The organism is Pseudomonas sp. FME51 (genome assembly GCF_014897305.1).
The window spans coordinates 160,143-185,023 of the sequence record NZ_JABUYN010000003.1 but is presented as its reverse complement, the minus strand read 5'-3'; the positions used below and the strand labels follow the sequence as shown (position 1 = coordinate 185,023).

24 protein-coding genes and 1 tRNA gene are annotated in these 24,881 nt (G+C 58.2%); 10 read left to right on the top strand and 15 right to left on the bottom strand.

From position 1 onward, the window contains the following. The first annotated feature begins 4 nt into the window (after positions 1–4). Positions 5–460, top strand: coding sequence for a TIGR02444 family protein (locus INT39_RS07430; RefSeq protein ID WP_193073331.1), 456 nt, complete (start codon positions 5–7; stop codon positions 458–460). Positions 461–503: 43 nt separating this feature from the next. Here the strand turns inward: INT39_RS07430 and INT39_RS07425 are convergent, their stop codons facing one another. From INT39_RS07425 to INT39_RS07400, 6 genes are all read right to left on the bottom strand, one after another. Next, positions 504–1,016 carry a hypothetical protein gene (locus tag INT39_RS07425; RefSeq protein ID WP_193073330.1) on the bottom strand — a complete coding sequence of 171 codons (513 nt, stop codon included), beginning with the start codon at positions 1,014–1,016 and terminating at the stop codon, positions 504–506. Positions 1,017–1,019: 3 nt separating this feature from the next. Then, entirely contained in the window at positions 1,020–1,508 is a 489-nt protein-coding gene (gene rsd, locus INT39_RS07420; protein ID WP_193073329.1) for a sigma D regulator, read from the bottom strand. 112 nt (positions 1,509–1,620) lie between these two features. Next, positions 1,621–2,136, bottom strand: a complete 516-nt coding sequence (locus INT39_RS07415; protein ID WP_193073328.1) for a disulfide bond formation protein B — start codon at positions 2,134–2,136, stop codon at positions 1,621–1,623. Positions 2,137–2,246: 110 nt separating this feature from the next. Next, a complete protein-coding gene (gene secB / locus INT39_RS07410; RefSeq protein WP_193073327.1) occupies positions 2,247–2,747 on the bottom strand; it encodes a protein-export chaperone SecB in 501 nt (166 codons plus the stop codon). A gap of 44 nt (positions 2,748–2,791) precedes the next feature. After that, positions 2,792–3,046, bottom strand: a complete 255-nt coding sequence (grxC, locus tag INT39_RS07405; RefSeq protein ID WP_193073326.1) for a glutaredoxin 3 — start codon at positions 3,044–3,046, stop codon at positions 2,792–2,794. A 1-nt stretch (position 3,047) separates the two neighbouring features. Further along, positions 3,048–3,473: a rhodanese-like domain-containing protein gene (locus INT39_RS07400; protein WP_193073325.1), complete on the bottom strand. Its 426-nt coding sequence runs from the start codon at positions 3,471–3,473 to the stop codon at positions 3,048–3,050. Between the two features lie 171 nt (positions 3,474–3,644). Here INT39_RS07400 and gpmI point away from each other — a divergent pair, with 171 nt between their 5' ends. The 4 genes from gpmI to INT39_RS07380 all read left to right on the top strand — a co-directional run bounded on the left by gpmI (position 3,645) and on the right by INT39_RS07380 (position 8,785). Further along, positions 3,645–5,183: a 2,3-bisphosphoglycerate-independent phosphoglycerate mutase gene (gene gpmI, locus INT39_RS07395; protein ID WP_193073324.1), complete on the top strand. Its 1,539-nt coding sequence runs from the start codon at positions 3,645–3,647 to the stop codon at positions 5,181–5,183. A gap of 9 nt (positions 5,184–5,192) precedes the next feature. Beyond that, positions 5,193–6,356: a murein hydrolase activator EnvC family protein gene (locus INT39_RS07390; protein WP_193073323.1), complete on the top strand. Its 1,164-nt coding sequence runs from the start codon at positions 5,193–5,195 to the stop codon at positions 6,354–6,356. A gap of 168 nt (positions 6,357–6,524) precedes the next feature. Beyond that, entirely contained in the window at positions 6,525–7,805 is a 1,281-nt protein-coding gene (locus INT39_RS07385; protein ID WP_193073322.1) for a S41 family peptidase, read from the top strand. Further along, positions 7,802–8,785 carry a divergent polysaccharide deacetylase family protein gene (locus INT39_RS07380; RefSeq protein WP_226944605.1) on the top strand — a complete coding sequence of 328 codons (984 nt, stop codon included), beginning with the start codon at positions 7,802–7,804 and terminating at the stop codon, positions 8,783–8,785. The genes INT39_RS07385 and INT39_RS07380 overlap by 4 nt, the downstream gene beginning before the upstream one ends. A gap of 6 nt (positions 8,786–8,791) precedes the next feature. On the opposite strand, the gene hisF is transcribed toward INT39_RS07380, so the two are convergent. Genes hisF through hisB form a run of 4 tightly spaced genes read right to left on the bottom strand, consistent with a single transcriptional unit; the run spans position 8,792 to position 11,578 of the window. Further along, a complete protein-coding gene (hisF, locus tag INT39_RS07375; protein WP_193073321.1) occupies positions 8,792–9,565 on the bottom strand; it encodes an imidazole glycerol phosphate synthase subunit HisF in 774 nt (257 codons plus the stop codon). A 21-nt stretch (positions 9,566–9,586) separates the two neighbouring features. After that, positions 9,587–10,324 carry a 1-(5-phosphoribosyl)-5-[(5-phosphoribosylamino)methylideneamino]imidazole-4-carboxamide isomerase gene (hisA, locus tag INT39_RS07370; protein WP_193073320.1) on the bottom strand — a complete coding sequence of 246 codons (738 nt, stop codon included), beginning with the start codon at positions 10,322–10,324 and terminating at the stop codon, positions 9,587–9,589. A 21-nt stretch (positions 10,325–10,345) separates the two neighbouring features. Then, entirely contained in the window at positions 10,346–10,984 is a 639-nt protein-coding gene (gene hisH, locus INT39_RS07365; protein ID WP_193073319.1) for an imidazole glycerol phosphate synthase subunit HisH, read from the bottom strand. Further along, the gene (hisB, locus tag INT39_RS07360; protein WP_193073318.1) at positions 10,985–11,578 is read right to left on the bottom strand and encodes an imidazoleglycerol-phosphate dehydratase HisB; all 594 of its coding nucleotides are present in this window, start codon (positions 11,576–11,578) and stop codon (positions 10,985–10,987) included. Positions 11,579–11,740: 162 nt separating this feature from the next. Here hisB and INT39_RS07355 point away from each other — a divergent pair, with 162 nt between their 5' ends. From INT39_RS07355 to INT39_RS07335, 5 genes are all read left to right on the top strand, one after another. Continuing rightward, positions 11,741–12,853 (top strand): NAD(P)/FAD-dependent oxidoreductase, encoded by a 1,113-nt coding sequence (locus INT39_RS07355; RefSeq protein ID WP_193073317.1) that lies wholly within the window; start codon positions 11,741–11,743, stop codon positions 12,851–12,853. 31 nt (positions 12,854–12,884) lie between these two features. After that, positions 12,885–15,071 carry an AsmA family protein gene (locus tag INT39_RS07350; protein WP_193073316.1) on the top strand — a complete coding sequence of 729 codons (2,187 nt, stop codon included), beginning with the start codon at positions 12,885–12,887 and terminating at the stop codon, positions 15,069–15,071. Continuing rightward, a complete protein-coding gene (mutY, locus tag INT39_RS07345; RefSeq protein WP_193073315.1) occupies positions 15,068–16,126 on the top strand; it encodes an A/G-specific adenine glycosylase in 1,059 nt (352 codons plus the stop codon). The genes INT39_RS07350 and mutY overlap by 4 nt, the downstream gene beginning before the upstream one ends. A gap of 10 nt (positions 16,127–16,136) precedes the next feature. Then, complete coding sequence (locus INT39_RS07340; protein WP_193073314.1) at positions 16,137–16,409, top strand: oxidative damage protection protein; 273 nt, start codon at positions 16,137–16,139, stop codon at positions 16,407–16,409. Between the two features lie 97 nt (positions 16,410–16,506). Continuing rightward, positions 16,507–16,582, top strand: a tRNA-Phe gene (locus INT39_RS07335). Between the two features lie 414 nt (positions 16,583–16,996). On the opposite strand, the gene INT39_RS07330 is transcribed toward INT39_RS07335, so the two are convergent. The 5 genes from INT39_RS07330 to INT39_RS07310 are packed head-to-tail and all read right to left on the bottom strand — an operon-like array spanning position 16,997 to position 24,630. Continuing rightward, positions 16,997–17,758 carry a M48 family metallopeptidase gene (locus INT39_RS07330; protein ID WP_193073313.1) on the bottom strand — a complete coding sequence of 254 codons (762 nt, stop codon included), beginning with the start codon at positions 17,756–17,758 and terminating at the stop codon, positions 16,997–16,999. Between the two features lie 8 nt (positions 17,759–17,766). Next, positions 17,767–21,048, bottom strand: coding sequence for a type I restriction endonuclease subunit R (locus INT39_RS07325; protein WP_193073312.1), 3,282 nt, complete (start codon positions 21,046–21,048; stop codon positions 17,767–17,769). Next, complete coding sequence (locus INT39_RS07320; RefSeq protein WP_193073311.1) at positions 21,045–21,920, bottom strand: GIY-YIG nuclease family protein; 876 nt, start codon at positions 21,918–21,920, stop codon at positions 21,045–21,047. Before INT39_RS07320 ends, INT39_RS07325 begins: the two co-directional genes overlap by 4 nt. Next, the gene (locus tag INT39_RS07315) at positions 21,920–23,086 is read right to left on the bottom strand and encodes a restriction endonuclease subunit S (RefSeq protein ID WP_193073310.1); all 1,167 of its coding nucleotides are present in this window, start codon (positions 23,084–23,086) and stop codon (positions 21,920–21,922) included. Before INT39_RS07315 ends, INT39_RS07320 begins: the two co-directional genes overlap by 1 nt. Beyond that, positions 23,083–24,630, bottom strand: a complete 1,548-nt coding sequence (locus INT39_RS07310) for a type I restriction-modification system subunit M (RefSeq protein WP_193073309.1) — start codon at positions 24,628–24,630, stop codon at positions 23,083–23,085. Before INT39_RS07310 ends, INT39_RS07315 begins: the two co-directional genes overlap by 4 nt. Positions 24,631–24,881: the final 251 nt, after the last annotated feature.

Here is a 24,881-nt window from a genome sequence, read left to right as displayed (position 1 = left end):
TCCGATGAGAGGATTGTCGCTGGCCGAGTACGCGGGACAGCTGTACGCGCAGCCGGGAGTGGAAACGCTGTTGCTGAGCTTGCAGGATGAGGCCGGAGAGGATGTGTTACTGCTGCTCACAGCATGCTGGCTGGGGTCGCGTGGTGTTGCAGCGGACCAGGCATTGTGGCAATCGCTGCATGCTCGGCAGTCGCCTTGGCGGCAGCAGGTTATCGAGCCGCTGCGACAGGTGCGGCGGAGCTTGACTGGCGATCCAGGCGCAGTCACCTTGCGAGATCAGGTCAAAGCCTGTGAGCTGGCGGCGGAATGGCATCAGCTGGCGCAGTTGGCACAGCTATGCGAAGGCCTGACAGGATCGGATGAGTCGTTGCATGGGATCAGGGCGCATTTGCAGTTTTGCTGCGCTACCAGCAGTACGCGGTTGGATCAGCTTGCTGAGCTGGCGTGGAGAGGGGGATGAAGACCGCTGCCACCGACCGCAGTCGGCGACAGCGATGCATGGCTTACTCCGCGGCGTCCCCGGACGGGGCGGCAGCGGGCTTTCTGTTGCGCGGGCGGCGCGGTGCCTGACGACCGCCAGAACGGGCGGCGGGTGTAGGGCTGTCGCGCTTTTCGATGGCCTGGGTTACCTGCAGGTCGATACGATCCAGCCCTTTGGCCAGGCGCAGTGTCTGACGGACATCACTTTGCAGTTGGCGGATATAATCCTGGGCGTCATTGCGTGATTGGGTCAGCGCCGCGATGGCAGTGGTCAGCTCTTCAATCCTGGTGGTCAGTTTCTCCACCGGCTTGCCGTCTTCCTGTTCTCGAGAGGCCAGCTTCTGCTGTGCTTCGTCGAGCTTTTCCTGCAACTTCAGGTGTTCGCTGTCGAGCTTCTCCAGCGCCTTGTGGGCATCGGCTTCGGCCTGGGTGCAGGCCTCTGCCAGATGCTCGTTCAGCGTGCGCGCCAGTACCTGCAACAGGTGCAGCGGGGTCTGGACTCGGGCGGCCTTGTTGTCTTCGGTTTGACCGGTCACGTATTACTCCATTGTCTCGGTTGCTTCATGGGTGCTGCGGTAAGCGTTATGCATCACTTCGATCAGACAATCTTCGAGTTCAAAGCGCTCCAGCAATAGGCCGCCGAGCTTCAGCAAGCGTGAATGCATGACATCCAGCTTGAGCGCGCGGGTATTCTTCGGGCCGTAATAATCATTGAATATGACAGCGAACTGCGTGATCGTTTCGATTCGCGGAATAACCTGGCGAGTCAGGTCCAGGGCGCGCTCGTCGCCCGCTTCTTCAGCGCCGCGCACCAGGTGTTCATAGACCGCGAAATGCCCAGCCGAGACATAGTCCAGCAGACAGCTGCAGAAATTGTTGAGTAGTGTTTGTGGGCTGACGTCGGGGTCCTGTCGATCACGCAGAGCAATATAGTGCCCCACGAGCTTCTCGCGTTCAGCCAGCCAGCGGTCGATGAGTTGGTCGACTCCGCCCCAGCGTTCCTGGGCTGTTGTGCACCTTTCCAGCATGATCCACCTCATCTTGCCTTGTGAGCCGGGATTGGGACTGCTGTTCCCGTGGAAACAACAGAATAGGCCAGTCCGTACGGCGGTATCAAGACTTGCGGTGGCGTGGTGTGTTTCAGTCTTCGCGGCGGATCAATTGAACCAGTCCGAACAGTGCAAAGCCGATGAAAGCCAGCAGCGTGCATTCGGCAATACTCAAGCCGAGAAAGGTCCAGGTCACCTTGGCGCAGTCGGCGGTGCCGCTGAACAGCAGAGTGAGCATTTCGAATACGGGCAATACATCCACCATGTAGTCGAGGCTGGGCAGGCAGGATGGCAGCTGGTCGGCTGGTTGATGCTGCAGCCAGACCTGGCGGCTGGCGGTGGCGCCGCCGAATACGGCAAACAGGGTGACGCCGAAGGCATAGGCACGGGCGGCCAGATTGCGGCGGTGTTCACGTTTGGGTTGCGGGTTGTGCAGTACGGCGGCCAGACAGACCAGACCGATAAGCAGGATGGCAAAGCGCTGCACGATGCATAGCGGGCACGGCAGCAACCCCATGACGTATTCCATGTAATACGCTGCCGCCAGAAGCAGGGCGCAGGTGATGAAGGCGAGCAGGTAAAGCGGGCGTGAAGCAGGCAGGGTCATGCGCACATCCATAGCTGGGGGGAAGCGGCAAATACCTTAGATGATGGCAGAGTAGCTGACAAGAGGCGCAAGCGTCGCCGGTCGCAGAGCGGACCGGCGAACGCGAACAATCAGGCCTCGGCTTCGGCTGCTTCCGCGGTGCGGCGCTGCTCGGCCTGGGCGAAGAGGGCGTCGAAATTGACCGGAGCCAGCATCAGGGGAGGGAAGCTGCCACGCAGAACCAGGCTGTCGATGGCCTCACGCGCATAAGGAAACAGGATATTCGGGCAGAAGGCGCCGAGTGTGTGACGCATACCGGCTTCATCCAGACCGTTGATGGCGAAGATGCCAGCCTGCTGCACTTCGGCGATGAAGGTAACTTCCTCTTCGCCATTGGTGACAGTGGCGGACAGGCTCAGCACCACTTCGTAGATGCCTTCCTGCAGCTCGGTGTGGCGCGTGTTCAGGTCGAGATTGACCTTCGGGTTCCACTGGCTCTGAAACACTGCCGGCGCTTTCGGGGACTCAAAGGAGAGATCCTTGATGTAGATGCGCTGCAGATTGAACTGCACCTGCGGCTGGTTACCTTGTGCGCCATTGGCGGTTGTGTTGTTCTGTTGTTCGTCAGCCATGTTCAGTCCTTGTTGGTTCTATTGGTCTTGGGCTACCTGTAAATTCAGCCCGCCAGCATTGTATCCAGTTTGCCCGAGCGTTCCAGTGCTATCAGTTCATCGCAGCCGCCGACATGGGTGCCGTTGATCCAGATCTGCGGTACCGAAGTCCTGCCGGCCAGCCGAGTCATCTCGGCGCGCACGTCGGGCTTGCCGTCTACCCGAATCTCGTTGTAAGCGGCACCCTTCCTGTCCAGCAGTTGCTTGGCGCGAATGCAGAATGGACAGTAATTGCTGCTGTATATAGTGATGTCAGTCATATCAGCCCTTAACAAGTGGCAGGTTGTCTGAACGCCAGCCTCCGATGCCACTGGCCAGCCGGCTTACCTGATTGTAGCCTGCGGCCTTCAGCTGCTTGGAGCAAGGGCCGGAATGTTGGCCGTTGGCACACACCAGAATAATCGGGCGTTCCTTGTGCTTTTCCAGCTCGACCATCCGAGTGGCGAAGCTGTCCTGAGGAATGCTGATCGAGTCGACAATATGCCCGGCAGCGTAGTCTTTCTTCGGTCGCACATCGACGACCAGCGCGTTTTCCCGGTTGATCAGCGCGGTAGCCTGCTGAGTGGTGATGGCTTTGCCGGCCTTGCGACCTTCGGTAATGATCAGCAGTGCCAGTACAATCAGGAAGGCCGTGGTCAACCAATAATGATTGCCTATGAACTCGATAAGATGCTGTAGAAACTGCATGAAGTATAATTCCGGAATCGTTGAAGGCCGCCAGTATACACAGCCCGGTCGGGTGGCAGAACCTCCGGTGTGCATGACACACCGCAGCCGGCCAAGTAAACTGGCGGCAGCATGCCTGCCGCGGCGCGGCAGTGCACTCCCTTGCCTCTTTCATACAGCGAGTCTAATCGGATGACAGCAACTCCCAAACCCGTGGTATTGATGATTCTGGATGGCTTTGGACACAGTGATTCGCCTGAGTCCAACGCAATCATGGCAGCCAACACCCCTGTCTGGGATCGCCTGTGGGCGAACGCACCGCATACCCTGGTTTCCGGTTCCGGTATGGATGTGGGGTTGCCGGACGGGCAGATGGGCAACTCCGAAGTCGGCCACATGAACCTCGGTGCAGGCCGGGTGGTGTATCAGGATTTCACCCGGGTGACCAAGGCCATCGACGATGGCGACTTCTTCACCAATGACGCCATTTGCCAGGCGGTCGACAAAGCGGTGCAGGCTGGTCGCGCGGTACATGTCATGGGGCTGCTGTCGCCGGGTGGGGTGCACAGTCATGAGAGTCAGATGGTCGCCATGGTTGAGCTGGCGGCCGGCCGCGGTGCCGAGCAGATTCACGTGCATGCCTTCCTTGATGGTCGCGATACGCCGCCAAAAAGCGCTGCGCCTTCCCTGGTTCTGCTGGAGCAGGCTTATCAACGCCTGGGCAAGGGGCGTACTGCCAGCCTGATCGGTCGTTATTTCGCCATGGACCGCGACAATCGCTGGGAGCGTGTCGAAGCTGCCTATAACCTGATCAGCGAAGGGCAGGGCGACTTCAGCGCCGCCAGCGCCGAGGCCGGGCTGGAAGCGGCCTACCAGCGTGGCGAGAGCGATGAGTTCGTCAAGGCTACCGTCATCGGCGAGCCGGTCAGGGTGGAGGACGGTGATGCCGTCATCTTCATGAACTTCCGCGCCGACCGCGCCCGTGAATTGAGCCGTGCCTTCGTTCAGCCGGACTTTGACGGCTTCGCCCGGCAGCGTGCGCTGAACATGGCCGGTTACGTCATGCTCACCCAATATGCAGCAGATATTCCCGCCCCCTGCGCCTTCCCGCCGTCCTCGCTGACCAACGTGCTGGGTGAATATCTGGCAAACAATGGCAAGACCCAGCTGCGTATCGCTGAAACCGAGAAGTACGCCCACGTCACCTTCTTCTTTTCCGGTGGTCGCGAAGAACCTTTCGAAGGCGAAGAGCGCATCCTGATTCCATCGCCCAAGGTCGCCACCTATGACCTCCAGCCGGAGATGAGCGCGCCGGAAGTGACTGATCGCATCGTTGAAGCCATCGAGCAACAGCGTTACGACGCCATCATCGTCAATTATGCCAACGGCGACATGGTTGGCCATACCGGGGTGTTCGAGGCGGCGGTCAAGGCGGTTGAATGTCTGGATCATTGCATCGGCCGCATTGAGTCGGCGCTGGCCAAGGTGGGTGGCGAAGCGCTGATCACCGCCGACCACGGCAACGTTGAGCAGATGGCTGACAGCAGCACTGGCCAGGCCCACACTGCGCACACCTGCGAACCGGTCCCTTTCGTATATGTCGGGCCACGCAAGGTGAGCATGCGTGACGGCGGTATTCTGTCCGACGTGGCGCCTACCGTGTTGACGCTGCTGGGGCTGGAACAGCCGGCGGAGATGACCGGTCGTTCCATCGTCAGCCTGCACGGCTGAGCCGCGATCATGAGCTATCGGTCATGGGCCGGTGCGGTGCTTTGTCTTTTGCTGATGTTGCCGGCGCTACCTGCGCTGGCGCAGCCGGCTGATGCCGAGAAGGCGAGGGCCGAGCTGAAGCAGACCGAGCAGGAAATTGCCCGGCTGAAGAAGCTGCTGGGCTCGCTTAAGCAGGAAGTGTCCGGCCTGGAAAAAGAGCTGGAGACCAGCGAGAGCGAAATCGGTCGGTTGCGCCGGGAAAGCACTGACATGGAACAGCAGATTCGCGAGGGCGAGAGCCGTCTGCACGACCTGCAGCAGCAGGCCGAGGCGTTGCAGGTTGCACTGGAAGTTCAGCAGGAGCAGATTGCCAGGCAGGTGCGTGCAGCCTATATGGCTGGGCGTCAGGATTATCTGAAGATGGTGCTCAACCAGGATGACCCCTCACGCGTCGCGCGCATGCTGCGCTATTACGGCTATGTCAGCCGGGCGCGGGTTGAGGAGATAGAGCGTTACACCGATACCATCGAGCAGATTCGCGACGCCAGCGCACAGATTGCCAGCCAGCAGACAGCACTGCAGCAGGATCGGCAGGCGCTGGCGGCGCGCCAACAGGAGCTGGAGTCCGAGCGGGAGAATCGCGCCAAGGTCCTGGCCGGGCTACGTGGGCGTAGCCAATCCCAGCAACAGCAGATCAGCCAACGTGAAACGGAACGGGCCGAGCTGGCTGCGCTGATCAAGAAGCTTGATGAGGCGATCACCAGTATTCCGGCGCCGGCCGGCAGCCTGCCTTTCGCCCAGGCCAAGGGCAAGCTGCCGCTACCGGTCAATGGCAAGATCCAGGCACGCTTCGGCAGTCAGCGGGGCGCAGATTCCAGGCTCAAATGGGATGGCTTGCTGATCAGTGCACGGGAAGGTGCGCAGGTGCACGCGGTGCACGGCGGACGTGTGGTCTTCGCCGACTGGTTGCGTGGCTCCGGGCTGTTGCTGATCCTCGATCACGGCAACGGCTATCTGAGCCTGTACGGTCATAATCAGAGTTTACTGCGAGATGTCGGCAGCTGGGTTCAGCCGGGCGAGGCCGTAGCCACCGTGGGTAACAGCGGCGGGATGGGCGAGGCTGCACTGTATTTTTCCATTCGTCATCGGGGGCGGGCACTCGATCCGGCCGCCTGGTGTATGCTCTCTGGCTGAGAATCCTTTGAAAAATCCCATGCGCTCGGTCATGCTGCAGGGGCTCGCTGCGCTTTTTCAGGGATAGAGATGGCATTGAGTGACCCCAGGCGGCCGGAGGTCATCAGTAATGACCGGCGTGTTTGCCGGCATCTTTCAAGGACCCACTGTCTTGACTCGGAGAATTCGATGACCGCTGTGCGTAATTTGTCCATTGCCTGTCTGACTCTCGTACTTGGCGTAATTTCCGCTCAGGCGCAGGACAGCGAAGCTGGTGCCCCGCTTCCGCTCAATGAGTTACGTACCTTTACCGAGGTGCTCGAGCGCATTCGTACTTCTTACGTCGAGCCGGTCGACGATGCCACTCTTCTGGAGAATGCCATTCGCGGCATGCTCGACGGGCTGGATCCGCACTCGGCCTATCTCGAGCCCGAAGCCTTCCAGGGGCTGCAGGACACCACCAGCGGTCAATTCGGTGGCTTGGGCATCGAAGTGGGGCAGGAAGATGGTTTCATCAAGGTCATCTCGCCGATCGATGATACCCCGGCCTCCCGCGCTGGTATCGAGCCGGGAGATCTGATCGTCAAGATTGATGATCATCCGGTCAAGGGCATGAGCCTGGTGGATGCGGTTGACAGAATGCGCGGGCCGGCCGGCTCGAAAATCACTCTGACGCTGGTACGTGGTGCCGGTACGGCTTTCGACGTTGAGTTGGAGCGGGCGGTGATCAAGGTGAAAAGCGTGCGCACCGAGGCGCTCGACCCGGGCTATGCCTACCTGCGTATTACCCAGTTCCAGAACAATACTGGAGAAGAAGTCCGCCGCAGCCTGAAAACGCTGACTGCCAAGGATGAGCTCAAGGGGCTGGTGCTGGACCTGCGCAACAACCCGGGCGGCGTCTTGCAGTCCGCAGTGGAGGTTGCCGACGCCTTTCTCAGCGATGGCCTGATCGTCTACACCAAGGGCCGCTTGCCGAATACCGAAATGCGCTTCAACGCCTCCCCAGCCAACCCCGGCAAGAAGATTCCGCTGGTGGTGCTGATCAATGGCGGCTCGGCATCGGCTTCGGAGATTGTCGCCGGCGCTCTGCAGGACCGAGGCCGGGCGGTGATCATGGGCACCGACAGCTTCGGCAAGGGGTCGGTGCAGACGGTACTGCCGCTGAACAACGACCGTGCGCTGAAATTGACCACGGCGCTGTACTACACCCCGAACGGTCGCTCGATCCAGGCGCAGGGGATAGTGCCGGATATTCAGGTCGAACGGGCGCTCTTGACCCGCAACGCGGAAGAAGCGAGTTACCGTGAGGCCGATCTGCTCGGCCATCTGAACAATGGCAATGGCAATGGCGATGAGCGTCCGACGATGCGCCGGCAGGTGACAGATGAAGCCGCAGCGCGCGAGGCCGACTATCAATTGAATCAAGCCTTGAATCTGCTCAAGGGTCTGAATATCACCCGCAGCCAATGACCTTCTCGTTTCGCCCGGCCATGCTCGCTCTGACCATGGCCGGGCTGTTCATGTTGGTGCTGATCGGCTGTGGAGAGCCGGACGATCCGCCGGCAGCCGATACTGAGCAAGCCATCACGGAGCAGGTCGCGGGAGCAGTGGATACGCTGCAGAGCGACGCAGCCTATTACGACGAACTGCGCGCGCGCTGGCTGCAATTGGAGCATGCAGTTGATGCTGAGCCTGAGCCCGAAGGCCGCCCGGCTGTGCCGCTGCCGGAAATCGTTGAAGTGCAGCCAGCCACTGCACCTGCCTCTGCACCGGATGCCACTCCGGTAATCGGTATCATCATCGACGACGTCGGCCACAGCCTGATCCGTGGGCGGCGTCTTATCGCCCTGCCGGCGCCCGTGGCGCTGGCAATACTGCCGCATACCCAATCAGCCCAGCGGCTGGCCAGCGAGGCCGGAGCGGCCGGCAAGACCGTCATGTTGCATCAGCCTATGGAGAATGGTGCGGCGTTGCCGATCGGGCAGGGTGGGCTGTATGCCGAGATGGATAGGGCAGAGCTGGAAGCAACGCTGCAAGCCAATCTGAACAGCTTTATCCCCATTCAGGGGCTCAATAATCACATGGGTAGCCGCCTGACTGGCGAACGCGAAGCTATGGATTGGGTGATGCAGGTGCTCGGCGCGCGCGGTCTGTTCTTCATCGACAGTCGCACGTCCCCGGCCACTCAGGCCGCTTTTGCCGCAGAGGCGCACGGCGTGCGGCATCTGTCGCGGGATGTGTTTCTGGATAATGAACGTACTGCAGCAGCGATCGATGCCGCCTTCCAGCGCGCGTTGAAGCTGGCGCGCAAGCAGGGTGCAGCGCTGATCATCGGCCATCCCTATCCGGAAACGCTGGATTATCTGGAGCAGCGGCTGCCGGGTCTGAAACAGGATGAAGGGGTGGTGGTTGTCAGTGTGGAGGAGCTGTTGGCGCGCAAGTATCGGTGAGCCCCCTTACAACCGCATCTCGATCCCGCGCTCGGCCATATACGCCTTGGCTTCGCCAATGGTGAACTCGCCGAAATGGAAGATGCTGGCGGCCAAGACTGCATCGGCGCCGCCGAGCAGCACGCCATCAGCCAGATGCTGCAGGTTACCGACTCCGCCCGAGGCGATCACCGGGACGCCCACCGCATCACTGATGGCGCGGGTTACGCCCAGATCGTAGCCGCTCTTCACGCCGTCCTGGTCCATGCTGGTCAGCAGGATCTCGCCGGCGCCCAGTGCTTCCATCTTCTTCGCCCACTCCACCGCATCCAGACCGGTGGGTTTGCGTCCGCCATGGGTGAAGATTTCCCAGCGACCCGGCTCACCGGGCGCCGACACCCGCTTGGCATCGATGGCGACAACAATGCACTGAGAGCCAAAGCGATCGGCCGCCTCGCCGACAAATTCCGGCGTAAATACGGCAGCGGAGTTGATCGAGACCTTGTCGGCTCCGGCATTCAGCAGATTGCGAATGTCCTGCACGGTGCGCACGCCGCCGCCGACGGTCAGCGGGATGAATACTTCGCTGGCCATGCGCTCGACGGTATGCAGCGTGGTGTCGCGGCCTTCGTGGGTGGCGGTGATGTCGAGGAAGGTGATCTCGTCTGCGCCCTGCTCGTTGTAGCGCCGGGCGATTTCCACCGGGTCACCGGCGTCACGGATATTCTCGAACTTCACGCCTTTGACGACGCGGCCATTTTCCACGTCGAGGCAGGGGATGATGCGTTTGGCCAGCGCCATGTCAGCTCTCCGATGGTTGTTTCAGTTTTCCGCAGCGTCGCACAGTGCCTGTGCTTGCGCTACATCCAGTGTGCCTTCGTAGATGGCGCGGCCGGTAATGGCGCCCATGATCCCGGGTGCGCGGGCGTCCAGCAGTTTCTGAATGTCGCCCAGGTTGTGGATGCCGCCGGAGGCGATCACCGGAATGCGGGTGGCATTGGCCAGTGCTGCGGTGGCTTCAACGTTGCAGCCCTGCATCATGCCGTCCTTTGCGATGTCGGTGTAGACGATCGCGGAGACGCCGTCAGCTTCGAAGCGCTTGGCGAGGTCGATGACCTGCAGATCGCTGACCTCTGCCCAGCCGTCGGTGGCTACAAAGCCATCCTTGGCATCCAGGCCGACAATCACCTTGCCGGGAAAGGCGCGGCAGGCTTCGCCGACAAACTCCGGCTGTTTGACGGCCTTGGTGCCGATGATCACGTAGCTGACGCCGGCGCGGACGTAATGCTCGATGGTTTCCAGCGAGCGGATGCCGCCACCGATCTGGATCGGCAGGTTCGGGTAACGCTTGGCAATGGCGGTAACCACGTCACCGTTGACGGGTTTGCCTTCAAAGGCGCCATTCAGGTCCACCAGGTGCAGGCGGCGGCAGCCGGCCTCGACCCATTTGGCGGCCATGGCCACGGGGTCATCGGAGAACACCGTGGCGTCATCCATCAGGCCTTGGCGCAGACGAACGCAGGCGCCGTCCTTGAGGTCAATCGCGGGGATAATGAGCATGGCTAGATTTTCCTGATCGGTTTACCAGCGGCCATCCCACACCAGGAAGTTCTGCAGCAGCTGCAGGCCATTGGTATGGCTCTTCTCCGGGTGAAATTGGGTGGCGAAAATATTGTCCTGTACCAGTGCGGCGGCAAAATCGACACCGTAATGGCAGCGTCCGGCGGTCTGGGTCGGTCTCACCGGACTGGCGTAATAGCTGTGCACGAAATAGAAGCGCGCATCCTGTTCGATACGGTGCCACAGCGGATGGTCGCCGGTCTGTTTTACCTGGTTCCAACCCATGTGGGGCACCTTGAGTCGCTCGCCGTCTTCGAACAGATCATCACCGAAGAACTTCACCTCGCCGGGAAACAGGCCGAGGCCGTCCACGCCGCCATTTTCTTCACTGCGCTCCAGCAGCATCTGCATGCCGACACAGATACCCAGCAGGGGTTTTTCGGTGACTACCTGACGCACGACCTGATCCAGTCCCAGCTTGCGCAGTTCGCTGATGCAGTCGCGGATGGCGCCGACGCCGGGCAGCACCACACGCTCGGCATCCAGAATCTGCTGAGCGTCACTGGTGACGCTCACGTGGCGCGCGCCGGCATGTTCCAGTGCCTTCGCAACCGAGTGCAGGTTGCCCATACCGTAGTCGATAACGACTACTGCACTCATTTACAGCGAACCCTTGGTCGAAGGGATGCGGTCGCCCATGCGCGGATCGATTTCAATGGCCATGCGCAATGCGCGACCAAAGGCTTTGAACACGGTTTCGATCTGGTGGTGGGTGTTGATGCCACGCAGGTTGTCGATGTGCAGTGTGACCAGCGCGTGGTTGACGAAGCCCTGGAAGAATTCCTGGAACAGGTCAACGTCAAAGCGGCCCACTACTGCGCGGGTGAAAGGTACATGCATCTGCAGGCCGGGACGGCCGGAGAAGTCCAGTGCGACACGCGACAGGGCTTCGTCCATAGGCACATAGGAGTGGCCGTAGCGGCGCAGCCCCTTCTTGTCACCTACGGCCTTGGCAAACGCCTGGCCGAGAGTGATGCCGACATCTTCCACGGTGTGGTGGTCATCAATATCCAGATCACCACGACACTCGATATGCATATCGATCAGGCCGTGTCGCGCTACCTGGTCCAGCATGTGTTCGAGGAAGGGAACACCGATATCAAAGTGCGCCTGACCGGTACCGTCCAGGTTGATTTCCACTTTGATCTGCGTTTCCGACGTGTTGCGCTCGACACTCGCCCTGCGCTCCGTCATGGCAATTCTCCACAATATATAAATCAAGGGCGGGCATTATACGGCTAGCCCATCCCCGGGGCTATAGGAGGAACGTCCCGGGGGGCGGCTGGCTCTGAACCCCGCTTTCCTTGTGACGGGTGAGCCGGCAGAATAAGCGGGGTTATCTGAGCAGAGGCGGGCGTGGCGGATATCGAGGTGATAGTGGTGGGGGCGGGTGTGGTCGGGTTGGCCATTGCCCAGCGCCTGGCCAGCGTGGGGCGGGAAGTCATGGTGCTGGAGCGTGAAGCCAGCATCGGTGAGCATGCCTCCAGCCGTAACAGTGAAGTGATCCATGCAGGTATCTATTACCCGCCGGGCTCGCTCAAGGCCAGGCTGTGTCTGGATGGGCGCGACCGGTTGTACGCCTGGTGTGAGGCACACCGGGTACCGTACAGACGTATCGGCAAACTGCTGGTGGCGACCACCCATGAGGAGCTGCCGGCGCTGGAGCAGCTGCGACTCAACGCACAGGCCTGTGGCGTGCAGCTGCAATCGCTGAATGCGGATCAGGTGCGCGATCTGGAGCCCGCGGTCACGGCCGTCGGTGGCCTGTTCTCACCCTTGACCGGGATCGTCGACAGTCACGCATTGATGCAGTCCTTCGAGACGGCGCTGCTAGGGCTGAGTGGGCAGCTGTGTCTGCGTACCCGGGTCGATCGGGTTGAGCGTCAGGGTGATCAGTGGCGGGTACAGGGGCAGAGCGGCGGCCAGCCGTTCGCCGTCAGTTGCCGCTGGCTGATCAACGCCGGCGGATTGTTTGCCCAGCAGCTGGCTCACTCAATCGGTGGTTATCCAGCGGCGCTGATTCCGTCATTGCACTACTGCCAGGGCCGTTACTTCAGTTATGCGGGCTCTTCACCCTTCCGTCACCTGGTCTATCCCATGCCTGAGCCCAACGCGGTTGGTCTGGGTGTGCATGCTACGCTGGATCTGGGCGGACAGCTGCGGTTCGGGCCGGACGTGCGCTACACCGACGGCATCGACTATCAGGTCGATGCGGGGCTGGGCGAGGGATTTGCCCGGTCGATCCAGCGCTATTGGCCGGCGTGCCGCGCCGAGCGCTTGCAACCGGGCTACGCCGGCGTGCGCGCCAAACTCAGCGGGCCGGGCGCTGCCGCTGCTGATTTCATGATTCAGGGCCCTGCCATACATGGCTTGCAAGGAGTTGTAAGTCTGTTCGGTATTGAATCCCCGGGGCTGACCGCCAGTTTGGCATTGGCCGAAGAGGTGGCGGGGCAGTTGGACAACCTTTAATCTGGCGACAATCTGAATCACGGGAGTAGGTATGAAAAAGCTAGTCAAGATCATTGGCCTGGTGGTGCTGGCTCTTGTCGTGCTGGGGGTCGGGGTGTTGTTCTTCCTGACCCGCATGTTCGACCCCAACGACTACAAGGAGCAGATCCAGCAGGCGGCCCGGGAACAGGCCAACGTGGAGCTGACCCTGGGCGGTGATATTGGCTGGTCGCTATTTCCCTGGCTGGGGATAGAGCTCAAAGAGGTCGGCCTGGCTCCGATCGAGCACCCGGAAAAGACCCTGGCCAGCGTTGGCAGCATGGGTTTGGGGGTGGAAGTCCTGCCGCTGCTGCGCAAGCAGCTGCGCATGAGCGATGTGATTCTGGATGACATCAGCCTGAGTCTGGAAGTCGACGAAAACGGCGTGGCCAACTGGTCAACCATTGGGCCGCAGGCGGAGGCAAATGCCGTCACCGGAGAGGCGGTCGAGGGGCAAGCTGAAGCAGAGGCTGAAGCGGGTGAGCATGACCAGCTGGATGTGGCGGTAGAAAGCGTGCGCATCACCAACGCCCATATCACCTATCTTGATCGTCGTACCGCCCAGAAGGTGTCACTGGAAGACGTGAACCTGAGCACCGGCGCGTTGATCGAGAATCAGCCCTTCGATGTGGCATTTCTCGGCCTGCTGGTGACCGGTCAACCGGCCATGCGCGTGCGCATCGACCTGCACACCGTCGCCAGCTTCGATCTGGATAAAGAGCTGTATCAGCTGGACGGCTTCGACCTGAAGCTGGATGCCAGCGGCGACCCCTTCGGCGGTCGCGCGGTGAATATGCAGCTGCAGGGCGACAGCGAGATCGATCTGCAGAAACAGGTTGCCGAACTGAAGCAGCTGCGTCTGTCGCTGGCTGATCTGCGGGCGACCGGTCAGCTGACCGCCAGCCAGCTGGACACGGACCTGCAGCTTGCCGGTGCGATCAATATTGCCGAGTTCGACGCCCGCGCGTTGATGCACGCGCTGGGGCAGAGCCTGCCGGCCATGGCGAAGAACAATGCATTGAGCAAAGTGGCGCTGAGCGCCGATCTGGCGGGCAGTGATAACAGTATGCTGCTGCAGAACCTGAAGATGATGGTTGATGGCACCGAACTGAACGGCAGCATGGGCCTGGCCGATTTCGAACGTCAGGCGCTGCGCTTCGACCTGAGCGGCAATAGCCTGAATATCGACCACTACCTGCCGCCGCAGGAAGACAAGCCGGCACCTGCAGGGGCAGCGCAGGGCGGCAGCAGCTCGCAGAAGGCGCCGGAACCCTGGAATAACGATGCGGTTCTGCCGCTGGAAACGCTGACCGGATTGAACGTGGTCGGCAGTTTGGGCATGCAGCAGGTGCAGCTGACTGGCCAGACTATCAGTCCGTTCAAGGCTGCCGTTGAGGCGGTAGACGGCGATGTGCGTCTGAAGCAATTCGAGGGTGGCATCTTCGGTGGGACATTCGCCGCCACTGCGACCATCAACGCCAGTCGCTCTCCGGCACCCTTGAGCTTGAATGCCAGGCTTGACGGCATCGATTCGCTGGCGCTGCAGCGGGCTTATGAGGTGGCCGAGCAGTTTCGCGGCAAGCTGGATCTGAACATGAACCTGAAAACCCAGGGCAACAGCATGCGCCGCTGGGTCAATGGCTTGAATGGCGATGTGCGCTTTGATGTGGCCGACGGCGCGCTGCTTGGCGTCAATCTGGAGCAGAAGCTGTGCCAGGCCATAGCACTGGCCAATCGCAAACCGCTGGGTGCCGAGCACGGCAGTGCGGATACGCCATTCAGTCAGCTGGGTGGCAGCTTCAAGATCGTCAACGGCAACGTCAATAATCGCGACCTGATCGCGGCGTTGCCGGGTATTGCGGCCAAGGGTAACGGGGACATCAACCTGCCGGAACAGCGGCTGGATTACCGTCTGGGATTGCTGCTCGAAGGTGACAAGAGTGATATGCCCGATGCGGCCTGCCAGGTGAACGAGCGTTATGTCGGCATCGAATGGCCGATCCGCTGTGAAGGCTATCTGCATAACGCTGCCAAGAGCTGCGGAGTGGACACCGAAGGTGTGACCCGGATCGCCGGTCAGCTGCTGCGCAACGAAGCCGAGCGCAAGGTGCAGGACAAGGTTGGTGAGAAGCTGGAGGAAGAGTTCGGCGACAAGGCTCCGGCGGTGCGCGATGCGCTCAAGGGGCTGTTCGGACGGTGAGTACTGATTCCTTCGCCAGCGCCGTGTTGGCGTGGTACGACCAGCATGGCCGCAAGGATTTGCCCTGGCAGCAGGATATGAGTCCCTACCGCGTCTGGGTCTCGGAAATCATGCTGCAGCAGACCCAGGTCGCCACGGTGATTCCCTACTACCAGCGGTTCATGGACACGCTGCCGGATGTGCATGCGCTGGCGGCGGCCGCTCCGGACGAGGTGTTGCACCTGTGGACCGGGCTTGGCTATTACAGCCGGGCGCGCAACCTGCACAAGGCAGCGCAGATCGTCGTCAGCGAATATGCTGGCGTGTTTCCGGCCAGTATCGAAGGCCTGGAGGCGCTGCCGGGTATCGGCCGCTCCACTGCCGGTGCCATCGCCAGCTTGAGCATGGGGCTGCGCGCGGCAATCCTGGATGGCAACGTCAAACGGGTGCTGGCGCGTTATCACGCGGTCGAAGGTTGGCCCGGTGAGAAGGCGGTGCATGACCGGCTGTGGCAGGTCGCCGAGGGATATACGCCGCAGCAGCGTTTCAATCATTACACCCAGGCGATGATGGATCTGGGCGCGACCCTGTGCACGCGCAGCAAGCCATCGTGCCTGTTATGTCCGGTACAGGCTGGCTGCGCGGCGCGCATGCTGGGCACCCCCACGGCCTATCCTCACTCCAAGCCGCGCAAGGCGCTGCCGGTGCGTCAGTGCGTAATGCCGCTGCTGGTCTCCCCTGAGGGAGATGTCTGGCTGCAACGGCGGCCTGACAGCGGTTTGTGGGGCGGCCTGTGGTGTCCGCCGCAGCTGGATGATCATGCGGCGTTGGAGCAGCTGCTTGAGCAGCTGGGCTGGCAGCATGACGCAACCGAGAGTCTGGAGCCGCTGCGACACACTTTCAGCCATTTTCATCTGGACATCCAGCCGTTGCTGGTGCGGGTCAGCCCATCACCGAGCGTGGCCGAAGCCGGGCAGGTCTGGTATAACCTGCGCCAGCCTTCCCGCCTGGGGCTGGCCGCACCGGTCAGCAAACTGCTCAAGCGGGTAGAACAACTTCTTGACCCGGTTGCCTGAGGAGAGTTTCATGTCGCGCACTGTGTTATGCCGCAAATACCAGCAGGAATTACCCGGCCTCGACCGTCCGCCCTATCCGGGCTCAAAAGGCGAGGCGATCTTCAATGATGTATCGAAGAAAGCCTGGGACGAGTGGCTGGCCCACCAAACCATGTTGATCAACGAGCGCCGTCTGAACATGATGGATGCCGAGGATCGCAAGTTCATCCAGCAGGAGATGGACAAGTTTCTGTCGGGCGAAGAGTACGCTCAGGCAGAGGGTTATGTTCCGCCAGAAGCCTGATTTTCTGGCGTAGTGGCCTAAGCAGCTGAAAAAAGTGAAAATATCTTCAGCAGATGCTTGACATGAAAGGCCTTCAATCGTTTAATAGCGCCCCGTTGCCCGGGTAGCTCAGTCGGTAGAGCAGGGGATTGAAAATCCTCGTGTCGGTGGTTCGATTCCGCCTCCGGGCACCATACAAAACAAGCACTTAGGCCAGCTATTACAAGCTGGCCTTTTTGCTTTCTGAAAGTATGTAACGGCAGATGTAAGAGCATTTTTGTAAGACTGTCCTTTCCGAACGCAATCACCAGACACATCGAGTAGGGTGAGGCGTACCGCCTCAGTCCTCTCACAGAACCGCACATACGGACCACGTATACGGCTCATATAAACGCCTGTCTTATAGGATCGGGACTCATAAACCTTTGGTCGGTGATTCGAGTCTTGCTGGGCCCGCCATACATATCAAGTACTTAGACCGTTTTCACAAAAGACGGTCTTTTTGTTTCTGGAATCTGTAGGCAACTTGTAGGCAAATCTCAAACAATCTTACGGTTTTAGGAGTCGAGTTGCCTCTCTCAATGGCGCACCGTTTCACCGTATCTAGTCTAAAAGTCGCCCAAGAAAAGCTCGGCTTTGCAATCTAGCTGATCCTTGACCACCCGCCACTCCGGCATAAATCGATCCAACAGCCCGTAAAAGCGTGGGCTATGATTGTGTTCTTCCAAATGGCAAAGCTCATGCAGAATCACGTAATCAATGGCCTTTGTAGGCGCTTTCACCAGGTGGGGGTTCAGCAGTATGGCTCCTTCCGGGGTACAACTCCCCCACTGGGTCTGCATTTCGATGATTCGCCAAGGCGGTGCCGCCTTAATCCACGGTAGTTTCTCCACCATCAGATCCAGTCGGCGCTGAAACACATGCCGGGCACGTTCTCGGTACCATTCCCAGACAGCTCTCTGTGTCCGCTCCGGGCTCAGCTCTTTGCCCTGCACCCGCAGTTGGCCACCAATCAGCTTACAAGCCACCTTGCGCTGCTCAGTCTCGCTGATCACTTTCAGCACATACCGCCGACCAAGGTAAAGCTGGCTTTCACCGCTCACCCATTGTCGAGGTAGTACACCTCGATTGCGCTCTTCAATATCAGCTAGATGCTTCAATACCCAGCGAGCCCGGCGTTGCACGGCGGCCTTGATGTCCTGCAGGGAAGCGCTGCCCGGCGCATCTACCTGAACCTGGCCATTCGGATGCACATGCACCTTGATGGATGCCCGTGGGTAGTTGGTCAGGTACTGGATCTGGTACTGAAACTCCCGGTCACCGTAGCGAGTGACATGGACAGGTGCCCGCTCATCCTGGCTGGAGTTCATGGCCGTTATCACTTGGCCACCCCGTTGCGAATGATCTGAACGACTTCATCCAGCACTTCTTTGGCTTTATCGAGCCCAACCAATCCGAACAGACGGGGTAACAGGTTCTTACGAACGTCTTGTTCGATACCCGCCAGGTTCAGGGAGTTCTCGGCCACCGCCCGGTTCACTACCTTATCGATCTCGAAGGCCTCTTCAATCAACTGGCCGCCTTGGTCAGACTGCAAATCCGCAAAGGCCTCACCCAGAGCCAGCTTAAACGTGCCGTAATACGCTTGGGCATGCTTGTTGTCCTTGAACTCATCCGTTGGCAGGCCTGGTACGTCCCGCTCATCCACCCTGGCTTCCAGTTCACTGAACAGCCTGAACTGCGCTGTGTAGTCGAACATGGACTCGGCTTTTTCGATGGCATCCTTCAGCATGGCTGAGAACACCTTTTTGGCGTAGGGGTCATCGCCCAACTGTTGCTCAATGGTTTTCTTGGTGCGAGTTTTGATCTTGTCGGTTTCGTTTCTGGCTTTATCTTCCGACCAGTATTCAGGGCGGGGTTCGCTAATCGACTCAATCAGCACCGGCTCTTCCCCAGGGGCCACATCCACGCCGGTTACATACCGGTCGATCAGATCCCGAATCTGGCCCTCGTATTCTGAGTAGTCCACGGTTTCCTGGGCATCCATGCGAACGGTCTTACGCAGGTCGGAGAACCAGGCCAGATCGGTTTTGTAGCGTCGGATGTCGGCTTCTGTGAAGCCTCTGTCCTCGAAGAAACTTTGGGTGGAGAGTGCGGTTTTCAGACACATCCCAAACTCCGTGAGCACTTCGTAGAAATCCTCACGCAGCGCCTGCCGGGTATCCACTTCCTCACCGTCCGGGCCGGACTCGTACTTGGGCATGAACACCTGGCGATAGGGCTCCGGATCCAGGCGGTTGTCTATGTGCCCAAAAAAGCTCAAGAGCTTGTCATGCAGAGCGGGCAGCTTTTTGTATTCCGTGTCCACGTTGGAATACAGGCCGTCGATGTCCTCGATGGCAAACCCGCCCTGGGTCTGGTCTTCGTAGTTTTGGTAATCCTTGATGGCCGTATCCAGCTCTTTGAGAATGCCCCGGTAATCAATCAGGTATCCAAAGGGCTTTTGTGGGTGCAGGCGGTTCACCCGGGCAATGGCCTGGATCAGGTTGTGACCTTTGAGCTGCTTGTCGATGTAGAGCACCGCGTTTCGTGGCTCGTCGAAACCGGTCAGGAGTTTGTCTACAACGATCAGGATGTCCGGCGGCCCGTCGGTACCGAAATCTTCGATGACCCCCTTCTCGTACTCTTGGGGATCTTCAATGACATTCTTCTTCCACCACTCCTGCACTATTGGCAGGTTGGTTTCATCCACATCGGTATGGCCCTCCCGGGTGTCCGGCGGTGAGATCACGATAGCACTGGTTATCAGACCCCAGCTATCGAGCTGCTGCTTGTAACGGATCGCACTGAGCTTGCTGTCAGTCGCTAGCTGCCCTTTGAGCTGGAGGCCCGCTTTCTTATAGTTCTCACTAAAATGCACGCTGATGTCGAAGGCGTTGAGTTTGATGCGATCTTGCGCCGTGTAGATCTGGCCCTGTTTTGCGTATTTGCGCTTGAGGTCTGCCCTCTGGCTGTCCGACAGGGACGCTGTGACTTTATCGAACCAGGTATCTACCGCTTCCTGATTAACATTGAGCAGGGGCTTACGCTCTTCGTACAGTAAGGGCGTGATGGTGCCGTCTTCTACTGCACGCTTCATGGTGTAGGCGTGAATGATGGCCCCGAATTTCTGTGCGGTTTCGCTTTTTTCATTCTTCAGCAGCGGTGTTCCGGTAAACGCGATGAAAGAGGCGTTGGGTAGGGCCAGGCGCATTCGGGTGTGGTTTTCGCCACCTTGGCTTCGGTGTCCTTCATCGACGATGACGATGATGTTCTCAGACGGGTTGTAACATTCTGGCTGCTTCGCGGCTGAGGCAAACTTATTGATGATGGTGAAGATGATGCGCTCTGTGCCCTGCCCGATTCGCTTGGCCAGATCTTTTCCTGAACGGGTTTTGGCCGCCGCGTCACCGCTTTTCTTGCCCGAGATGTCCGTACCGAACGCACCGCCGGTCAGGAAAGTCTGAGAGAGCTGCTTCTCAAGATCTACGCGGTCGGTGACCAGGATAACCCTACAACTCTTCAGTGCGTCGCTGAGCAGAAGAGCTCTGCACAGGTACACCATGGTAAAAGACTTGCCAGAACCGGTGGTGTGCCAGAGTACGCCACCCCGGCGTTCACCACTGGGTTTGAACTCGGAGATGCGCTCCAGCAGTGCCTTGATGCCGAAAGCCTGAGGGTAGCGTGCCGCGATCTTGCCGATTTTCCGATCAAACAAAATGAAATATTTGATGAACTCCAAAAAGCGGTGCCGATCCAGCAGTCCGACCAACAAGCGATCCTGCTCCGTGGGTGCCACGGGCTTTGACCAAAGCTGCTCGAAGTAAGCTCGAATTTTGGCGGGCTTGTCCTGAAACAGAGCGTCCTTGTTGGACGAGGACAGTGACCCGTTCTTGATACCCTTGACATACTGATCGTCGAACTCTTCGTCTTCCCACTTCGACCAGAATTTCATGGGAGTATTGGTCGTGCCGTATCGACCATCGTTACGACTGATGGAGAACAGCAGCTGGGCAAAGGCGAACAGGAACGGAATCTCATCATTCTTCTGGTTGCGGAGGTTCTGGCTGATGCCCTCCTCCACCATGTTTTTATTCGGATTGCCGGAGGCTGCGCGTTTAGCTTCGATCACCGTCAAGGGAATGCCATTCACAAAGGCCACCACATCTGGCCGCCGGGTGTGGGTGCTTTGAGCCGACAGCACTTCCATCTCTTCGGTAACATGGAACTCGTTGTTGTCCAAGTCGTCCCAGTCGATCAGGTGAATGGTTGGAGAAGCCTTATGGCCGCCCACAAACTCTGTGACAGTCACGCCCAACGTCAGCATGTCGTACACGGACTGGTTAGCCACCAACAAACCCTGAGCCATGGTCGGCGTTGTGATGTCTCGAATCACCTGATCCACGGCCTGATCAGACAACGGATACCACTGCCCTTTGAACTCGAACCGGCGCTGGCGCAACACCTTCTCTAGCACCGGCTTCAGCACCACTTCCCGCTGGCTGCCCCGTAGGGCTTGGCACTCCGATGTCGGAAGAAACGTCCAGCCCAGATTGATCAGGGTGGCCAAGGCCGGAATATGGCTGGAATGCTGCTCATTCCCTTGAGGGGTGGTGTTCATAAGGCCTCCTCTGTTACCGACTCTAGATTGCGGCCTTGATGATCGTGCAGCGTCACCCCTTGCGGCGATTTCCAGTCTACCCAACCGTTAGAAGAAGCGAGGAGTAAAAAGCTCGATGCACCACTAGGTGTTTGAAACAGATAGTCTCGCGTGAACACGAAACGCCCACCTTGTTCAGCAATCACGCCTTTGGCTAATAGCTCGTCCCGCCTCTTGAAGAATTGTTGTTGGGTTTTTCGCTTCGTAGTCATAGGAGCCGATGTCCCTTTTAGCACGACCATACCTTCGCTGGTGTAAATCCCTTTCGCATCCACTCCGGCACGACTGCAAACAAACGTTTGCTCAGCTTTATCTTTGCTAGGTTCGGTCAACGGCTCAAAGATTGGGTAGCCAAGAGTTGCCAGCAGCAAGCTTCCAGTTTCATGGATTTCATCACAATCGGCTTTCAACGGAATAGGTGTGTGGGGTTTTTGCCCACCATTACCATTAATCAGTTCGTACCGTTGGCAGCTTTTCGCTTTTTCGATCGACAGAGATTCCAAATACAGAACATGAGTTTGTGTTAAATTGTTAGTGAGCGACACCAGTACCAGGGCACGCTCCCAGTCTTTTTTCTCATCTTTGTGGTGTTGCATGAGTCGATTGCCCACATCACCCGACTGGCCAACATACAGCTCGTCTTTACCGTCACCCTGGATCAAAAAATACAAACCAACTTGCTTGGCTTCTGGCATTTTTCCAAACTCAGCCATCTCACTTCGAGGCACTTCAATTAGTCTAATGATTGAAGTGGTCTGCTCGGCAATACGAATTCCAGCAGGGTCACCCGTGGGCAAAAATATCTGAATGGTGCGAGGTCGCTTTTGCGCCATTATGCTACCTCCGTGTCCACCTGAACCCGACGCTTGCCGGTCAGGAGTTGTTGCATCAGGGCTTTCTTTTCACTCTTCAGTGAGTCAAGCCGAGCTTGTAAGGAAGAAATCTCCCGGTCGGCAGTGGCACAGACTTCTGAAATGGCATGCTGTTCTTCGGAGCTCGGGCACGGGATCACCAAATTGGCAAAAATCGAGATCCAATGACGCTGATGGCCTCCGACCGCGAACCTAATCATCCGCATCGCCTCAAAAATAAATCTGATTGAATATCCTGGTTTGGCTGTGAGTATTTTCATGGCGCTGGACTTCGCTTTGAACGGGAAGTCCACAAACTGGCTGGCCGTCGTGAAGTCATCAAAGATAATCACTGGAAGCCCATCGTCGTAAATCCCGAATGTTTCGTCAGTGTATCCCAGCAAGAAGCTCTTCCCCGCTGTCAGAACTGGCGTAGGAAAGTCATCGGAGTATTCTGTAGATGTAACAAGGAATGGTGTTGGCTGCTGGTAGGCCAAAGCCTCACCGAGTTCAACTTTTTTCCACTCCCCCTCAAACCCCGGCAACCGCTTCTTCCCGGTCAGCAACTGCTGCATCAACCCTTTCTTCCGCTGCTGGCTGTTCTCAAGCAGGCGCTCGGTGGCGGTGATGGCCTGATCCCAGGTGGAGAGGATCTGGGCGATCTTTTTTTGTTCGGGGAGGGGAGGAATAGGCACTGTAAAGTCCCGCAAAACAGACACGCTCAGATTCGGAGGATCTGTGCCTAAAAGAGCTGAATTTATCCTCGCAGCGATGTTTTCAGTCCTGAAAACTTGATATACAAATTCACTGTCGTTTCCTTTCTTAATAACAAGCTTTGCAACTCGCTGGTTTAGTAGAGCTTCGTCTTCTTTATTTTTTATCTTTGCAATTTTTAAATGGTTACCGAGAGTAGGCCGAGTCATTGCGACGACGATGTCGCCGACTTGTAGATAAAATTTGTTGTAGTATTCCTGAAAGTGCTCAGGTAGGTGACTCTCATTGTCCCACTTTACTTCCCCAATCCCTACGTTTGCGATTTTTAGCCAACGCACGCCAGCATCAACAGCATCCGTGCTTTTAAATGCAAATCCGCTAAATAAAGACACCAATTCAGTTGGATAACCTAGCTTCCAGCCATTAGGGATCACACATCACCTCCGTTTGTCGCGCTAATCTGAGAAGCGTAACCCAACACATCCAGATACCCGTCCATCTGCTCGTTCAGCTTCGCAAGCTCAGCCTCGATCTCCTTCCGCTCCGCTTGCACGGCCATCAGGTCGATCTCTTCCTCTTCCTCGAAGGTGTCCACGTAACGAGGGATGTTGAGGTTGAAGTCGTTTTCCTGAATTTCTTCCAGGCTGGCGACGTAGGAATACTTGTCCCGGGCGTCCCGTTGTTTGTAGGTGTCGACCACCTTGGCAATGTTCTCATCGGACAACTGGTTCTGGTTCTTGCCTGACTTGAACTCCCGGCTGGCATCGATGAACAGCACGTTGTTGTCTGTCTTGTCCTTGCGGAACACCAGAATGGCCGCCGGGATGCCGGTGCCGTAGAACAGCTTTTCGGGCAGACCAATGACAGCATCCAAAAGGTTCTCTTCGATCAGCTTCTGTCGGATCTTACCTTCGCTTGAGCCTCGGAACAGGACACCGTGAGGAACCACGACGGCCATGCGCCCGGTCTTTGGCTTCAGGGTTTCAATCATGTGCAGAATGAAAGCGTAGTCACCCTTGGTCTTGGGTGGCACACCGCGACGGAACCGTGAGTACGGATCGCTTTCTGCGCTGCCGTGCCCCCACTTGTCCAGCGAGAACGGTGGGTTGGCCACCACAATATCAAAGTGCTTCAGGCCGCCGTTTTCATCGAGCAGCAGCGGGTTACGAATGGTGTCGCCCCACTCCAGCTTATGGTTATCAATACCGTGCAGAAACATGTTCATTTTGGCCAAAGCCCAGGTGCTACCAATGGCTTCCTGACCGAACAGGGCAAAGTTCTTGGAGCCATCGTGGCCCTTACGAATCTGGTTGGCGCACTTGAGCAAAAGCGAGGCGGAGCCACAGGCCGGGTCGCAGATCTCATCCCCTTCTTTCGGGTCGACAATCTCGGCCATCAGCTCGGAGACTTCCGGTGGGGTATAGAACTCACCAGCCTTCTTGCCGGAGGTGGCCGCAAAGTTCTTGATCAGGTATTCGTAGGCGTTACCAATGACATCCAGATTCCCGATACGACTCGGACGCAGGTTCAGCTCCGGCTTGGCAAAGTCTTCCAACAGGTGACGAAGAATGTCGTTCTTCTGTTTTTCTTCACCCAGCTTGGTGGAGTTAAAGCTGATGTCCTGGAACACATCGGCCAGCTTGCCAGTGTTAGCCTCTTCAATGGCGTGCAAGGCCTTGTCGATGCGCTCACCGCAACTCGGCTCATGACGGCGCTCGTACAAGGCGTAAAAGCCGGCATCCTTGGGCAGCACGAAGCGCTCGCTTTTCATCAGCTCTTCGATGAGCTCCGGCGTATCGCCATATTCTTCCACATACTTGTCGTAGTGATCCTGCCAAACGTCCGACAGGTACTTCACAAATAACATGGTTAGCACGTAGTCCTTATAGATGCTCGGATCTACAGTGCCCCGGAAGGTGTCACAGGCGTTCCAGACCGCTTTGTTGATTTGATTCTGCTTGACCGAATCGTTGCTCATGTTATTTCCCTAGTGTCGCGTCTGGACAAAGTCATGATTGTTTAGCTAAACAGCGCTTGAAATTAGCCGACTATAACAAATAGCTGGGCATGCCGTTCTATCTGCGTCAAAGATCTCGCGAAGCTATCTGTTAGCATGCTTGCTTTGAGATGAATGCACGAGCGCAGACGCACTACAGCAAATCCCGACGCCAGGTTTCCTGCTCCTTAAGCGCCTTGGCGAGCTCCCTAAGCTGTGGTCTAAACCCGCCC

What these genes read in the sequence shown, in the direction of transcription:
- INT39_RS07320 (WP_193073311.1), bottom strand. Translation starts at nt 21,920, where the DNA reads ATGGCGCAAAAGCGACCTCGCACCATTCAGATATTTTTGCCCACGGGT.
- gpmI (WP_193073324.1), top strand. Translation starts at nt 3,645, where the DNA reads ATGACAGCAACTCCCAAACCCGTGGTATTGATGATTCTGGATGGCTTT.
- INT39_RS07430 (WP_193073331.1), top strand. Translation starts at nt 5, where the DNA reads ATGAGAGGATTGTCGCTGGCCGAGTACGCGGGACAGCTGTACGCGCAG.
- INT39_RS07415 (WP_193073328.1), bottom strand. Translation starts at nt 2,136, where the DNA reads ATGACCCTGCCTGCTTCACGCCCGCTTTACCTGCTCGCCTTCATCACC.
- grxC (WP_193073326.1), bottom strand. Translation starts at nt 3,046, where the DNA reads ATGACTGACATCACTATATACAGCAGCAATTACTGTCCATTCTGCATT.
- secB (WP_193073327.1), bottom strand. Translation starts at nt 2,747, where the DNA reads ATGGCTGACGAACAACAGAACAACACAACCGCCAATGGCGCACAAGGT.
- hisB (WP_193073318.1), bottom strand. Translation starts at nt 11,578, where the DNA reads ATGACGGAGCGCAGGGCGAGTGTCGAGCGCAACACGTCGGAAACGCAG.
- hisF (WP_193073321.1), bottom strand. Translation starts at nt 9,565, where the DNA reads ATGGCGCTGGCCAAACGCATCATCCCCTGCCTCGACGTGGAAAATGGC.
- hisA (WP_193073320.1), bottom strand. Translation starts at nt 10,324, where the DNA reads ATGCTCATTATCCCCGCGATTGACCTCAAGGACGGCGCCTGCGTTCGT.
- INT39_RS07340 (WP_193073314.1), top strand. Translation starts at nt 16,137, where the DNA reads ATGTCGCGCACTGTGTTATGCCGCAAATACCAGCAGGAATTACCCGGC.
- INT39_RS07390 (WP_193073323.1), top strand. Translation starts at nt 5,193, where the DNA reads ATGAGCTATCGGTCATGGGCCGGTGCGGTGCTTTGTCTTTTGCTGATG.
- INT39_RS07310 (WP_193073309.1), bottom strand. Translation starts at nt 24,630, where the DNA reads ATGAGCAACGATTCGGTCAAGCAGAATCAAATCAACAAAGCGGTCTGG.
- rsd (WP_193073329.1), bottom strand. Translation starts at nt 1,508, where the DNA reads ATGCTGGAAAGGTGCACAACAGCCCAGGAACGCTGGGGCGGAGTCGAC.
- INT39_RS07350 (WP_193073316.1), top strand. Translation starts at nt 12,885, where the DNA reads ATGAAAAAGCTAGTCAAGATCATTGGCCTGGTGGTGCTGGCTCTTGTC.
- INT39_RS07385 (WP_193073322.1), top strand. Translation starts at nt 6,525, where the DNA reads ATGACCGCTGTGCGTAATTTGTCCATTGCCTGTCTGACTCTCGTACTT.
- INT39_RS07400 (WP_193073325.1), bottom strand. Translation starts at nt 3,473, where the DNA reads ATGCAGTTTCTACAGCATCTTATCGAGTTCATAGGCAATCATTATTGG.
- hisH (WP_193073319.1), bottom strand. Translation starts at nt 10,984, where the DNA reads ATGAGTGCAGTAGTCGTTATCGACTACGGTATGGGCAACCTGCACTCG.
- INT39_RS07380 (WP_226944605.1), top strand. Translation starts at nt 7,802, where the DNA reads ATGACCTTCTCGTTTCGCCCGGCCATGCTCGCTCTGACCATGGCCGGG.
- INT39_RS07325 (WP_193073312.1), bottom strand. Translation starts at nt 21,048, where the DNA reads ATGAACACCACCCCTCAAGGGAATGAGCAGCATTCCAGCCATATTCCG.
- INT39_RS07330 (WP_193073313.1), bottom strand. Translation starts at nt 17,758, where the DNA reads ATGAACTCCAGCCAGGATGAGCGGGCACCTGTCCATGTCACTCGCTAC.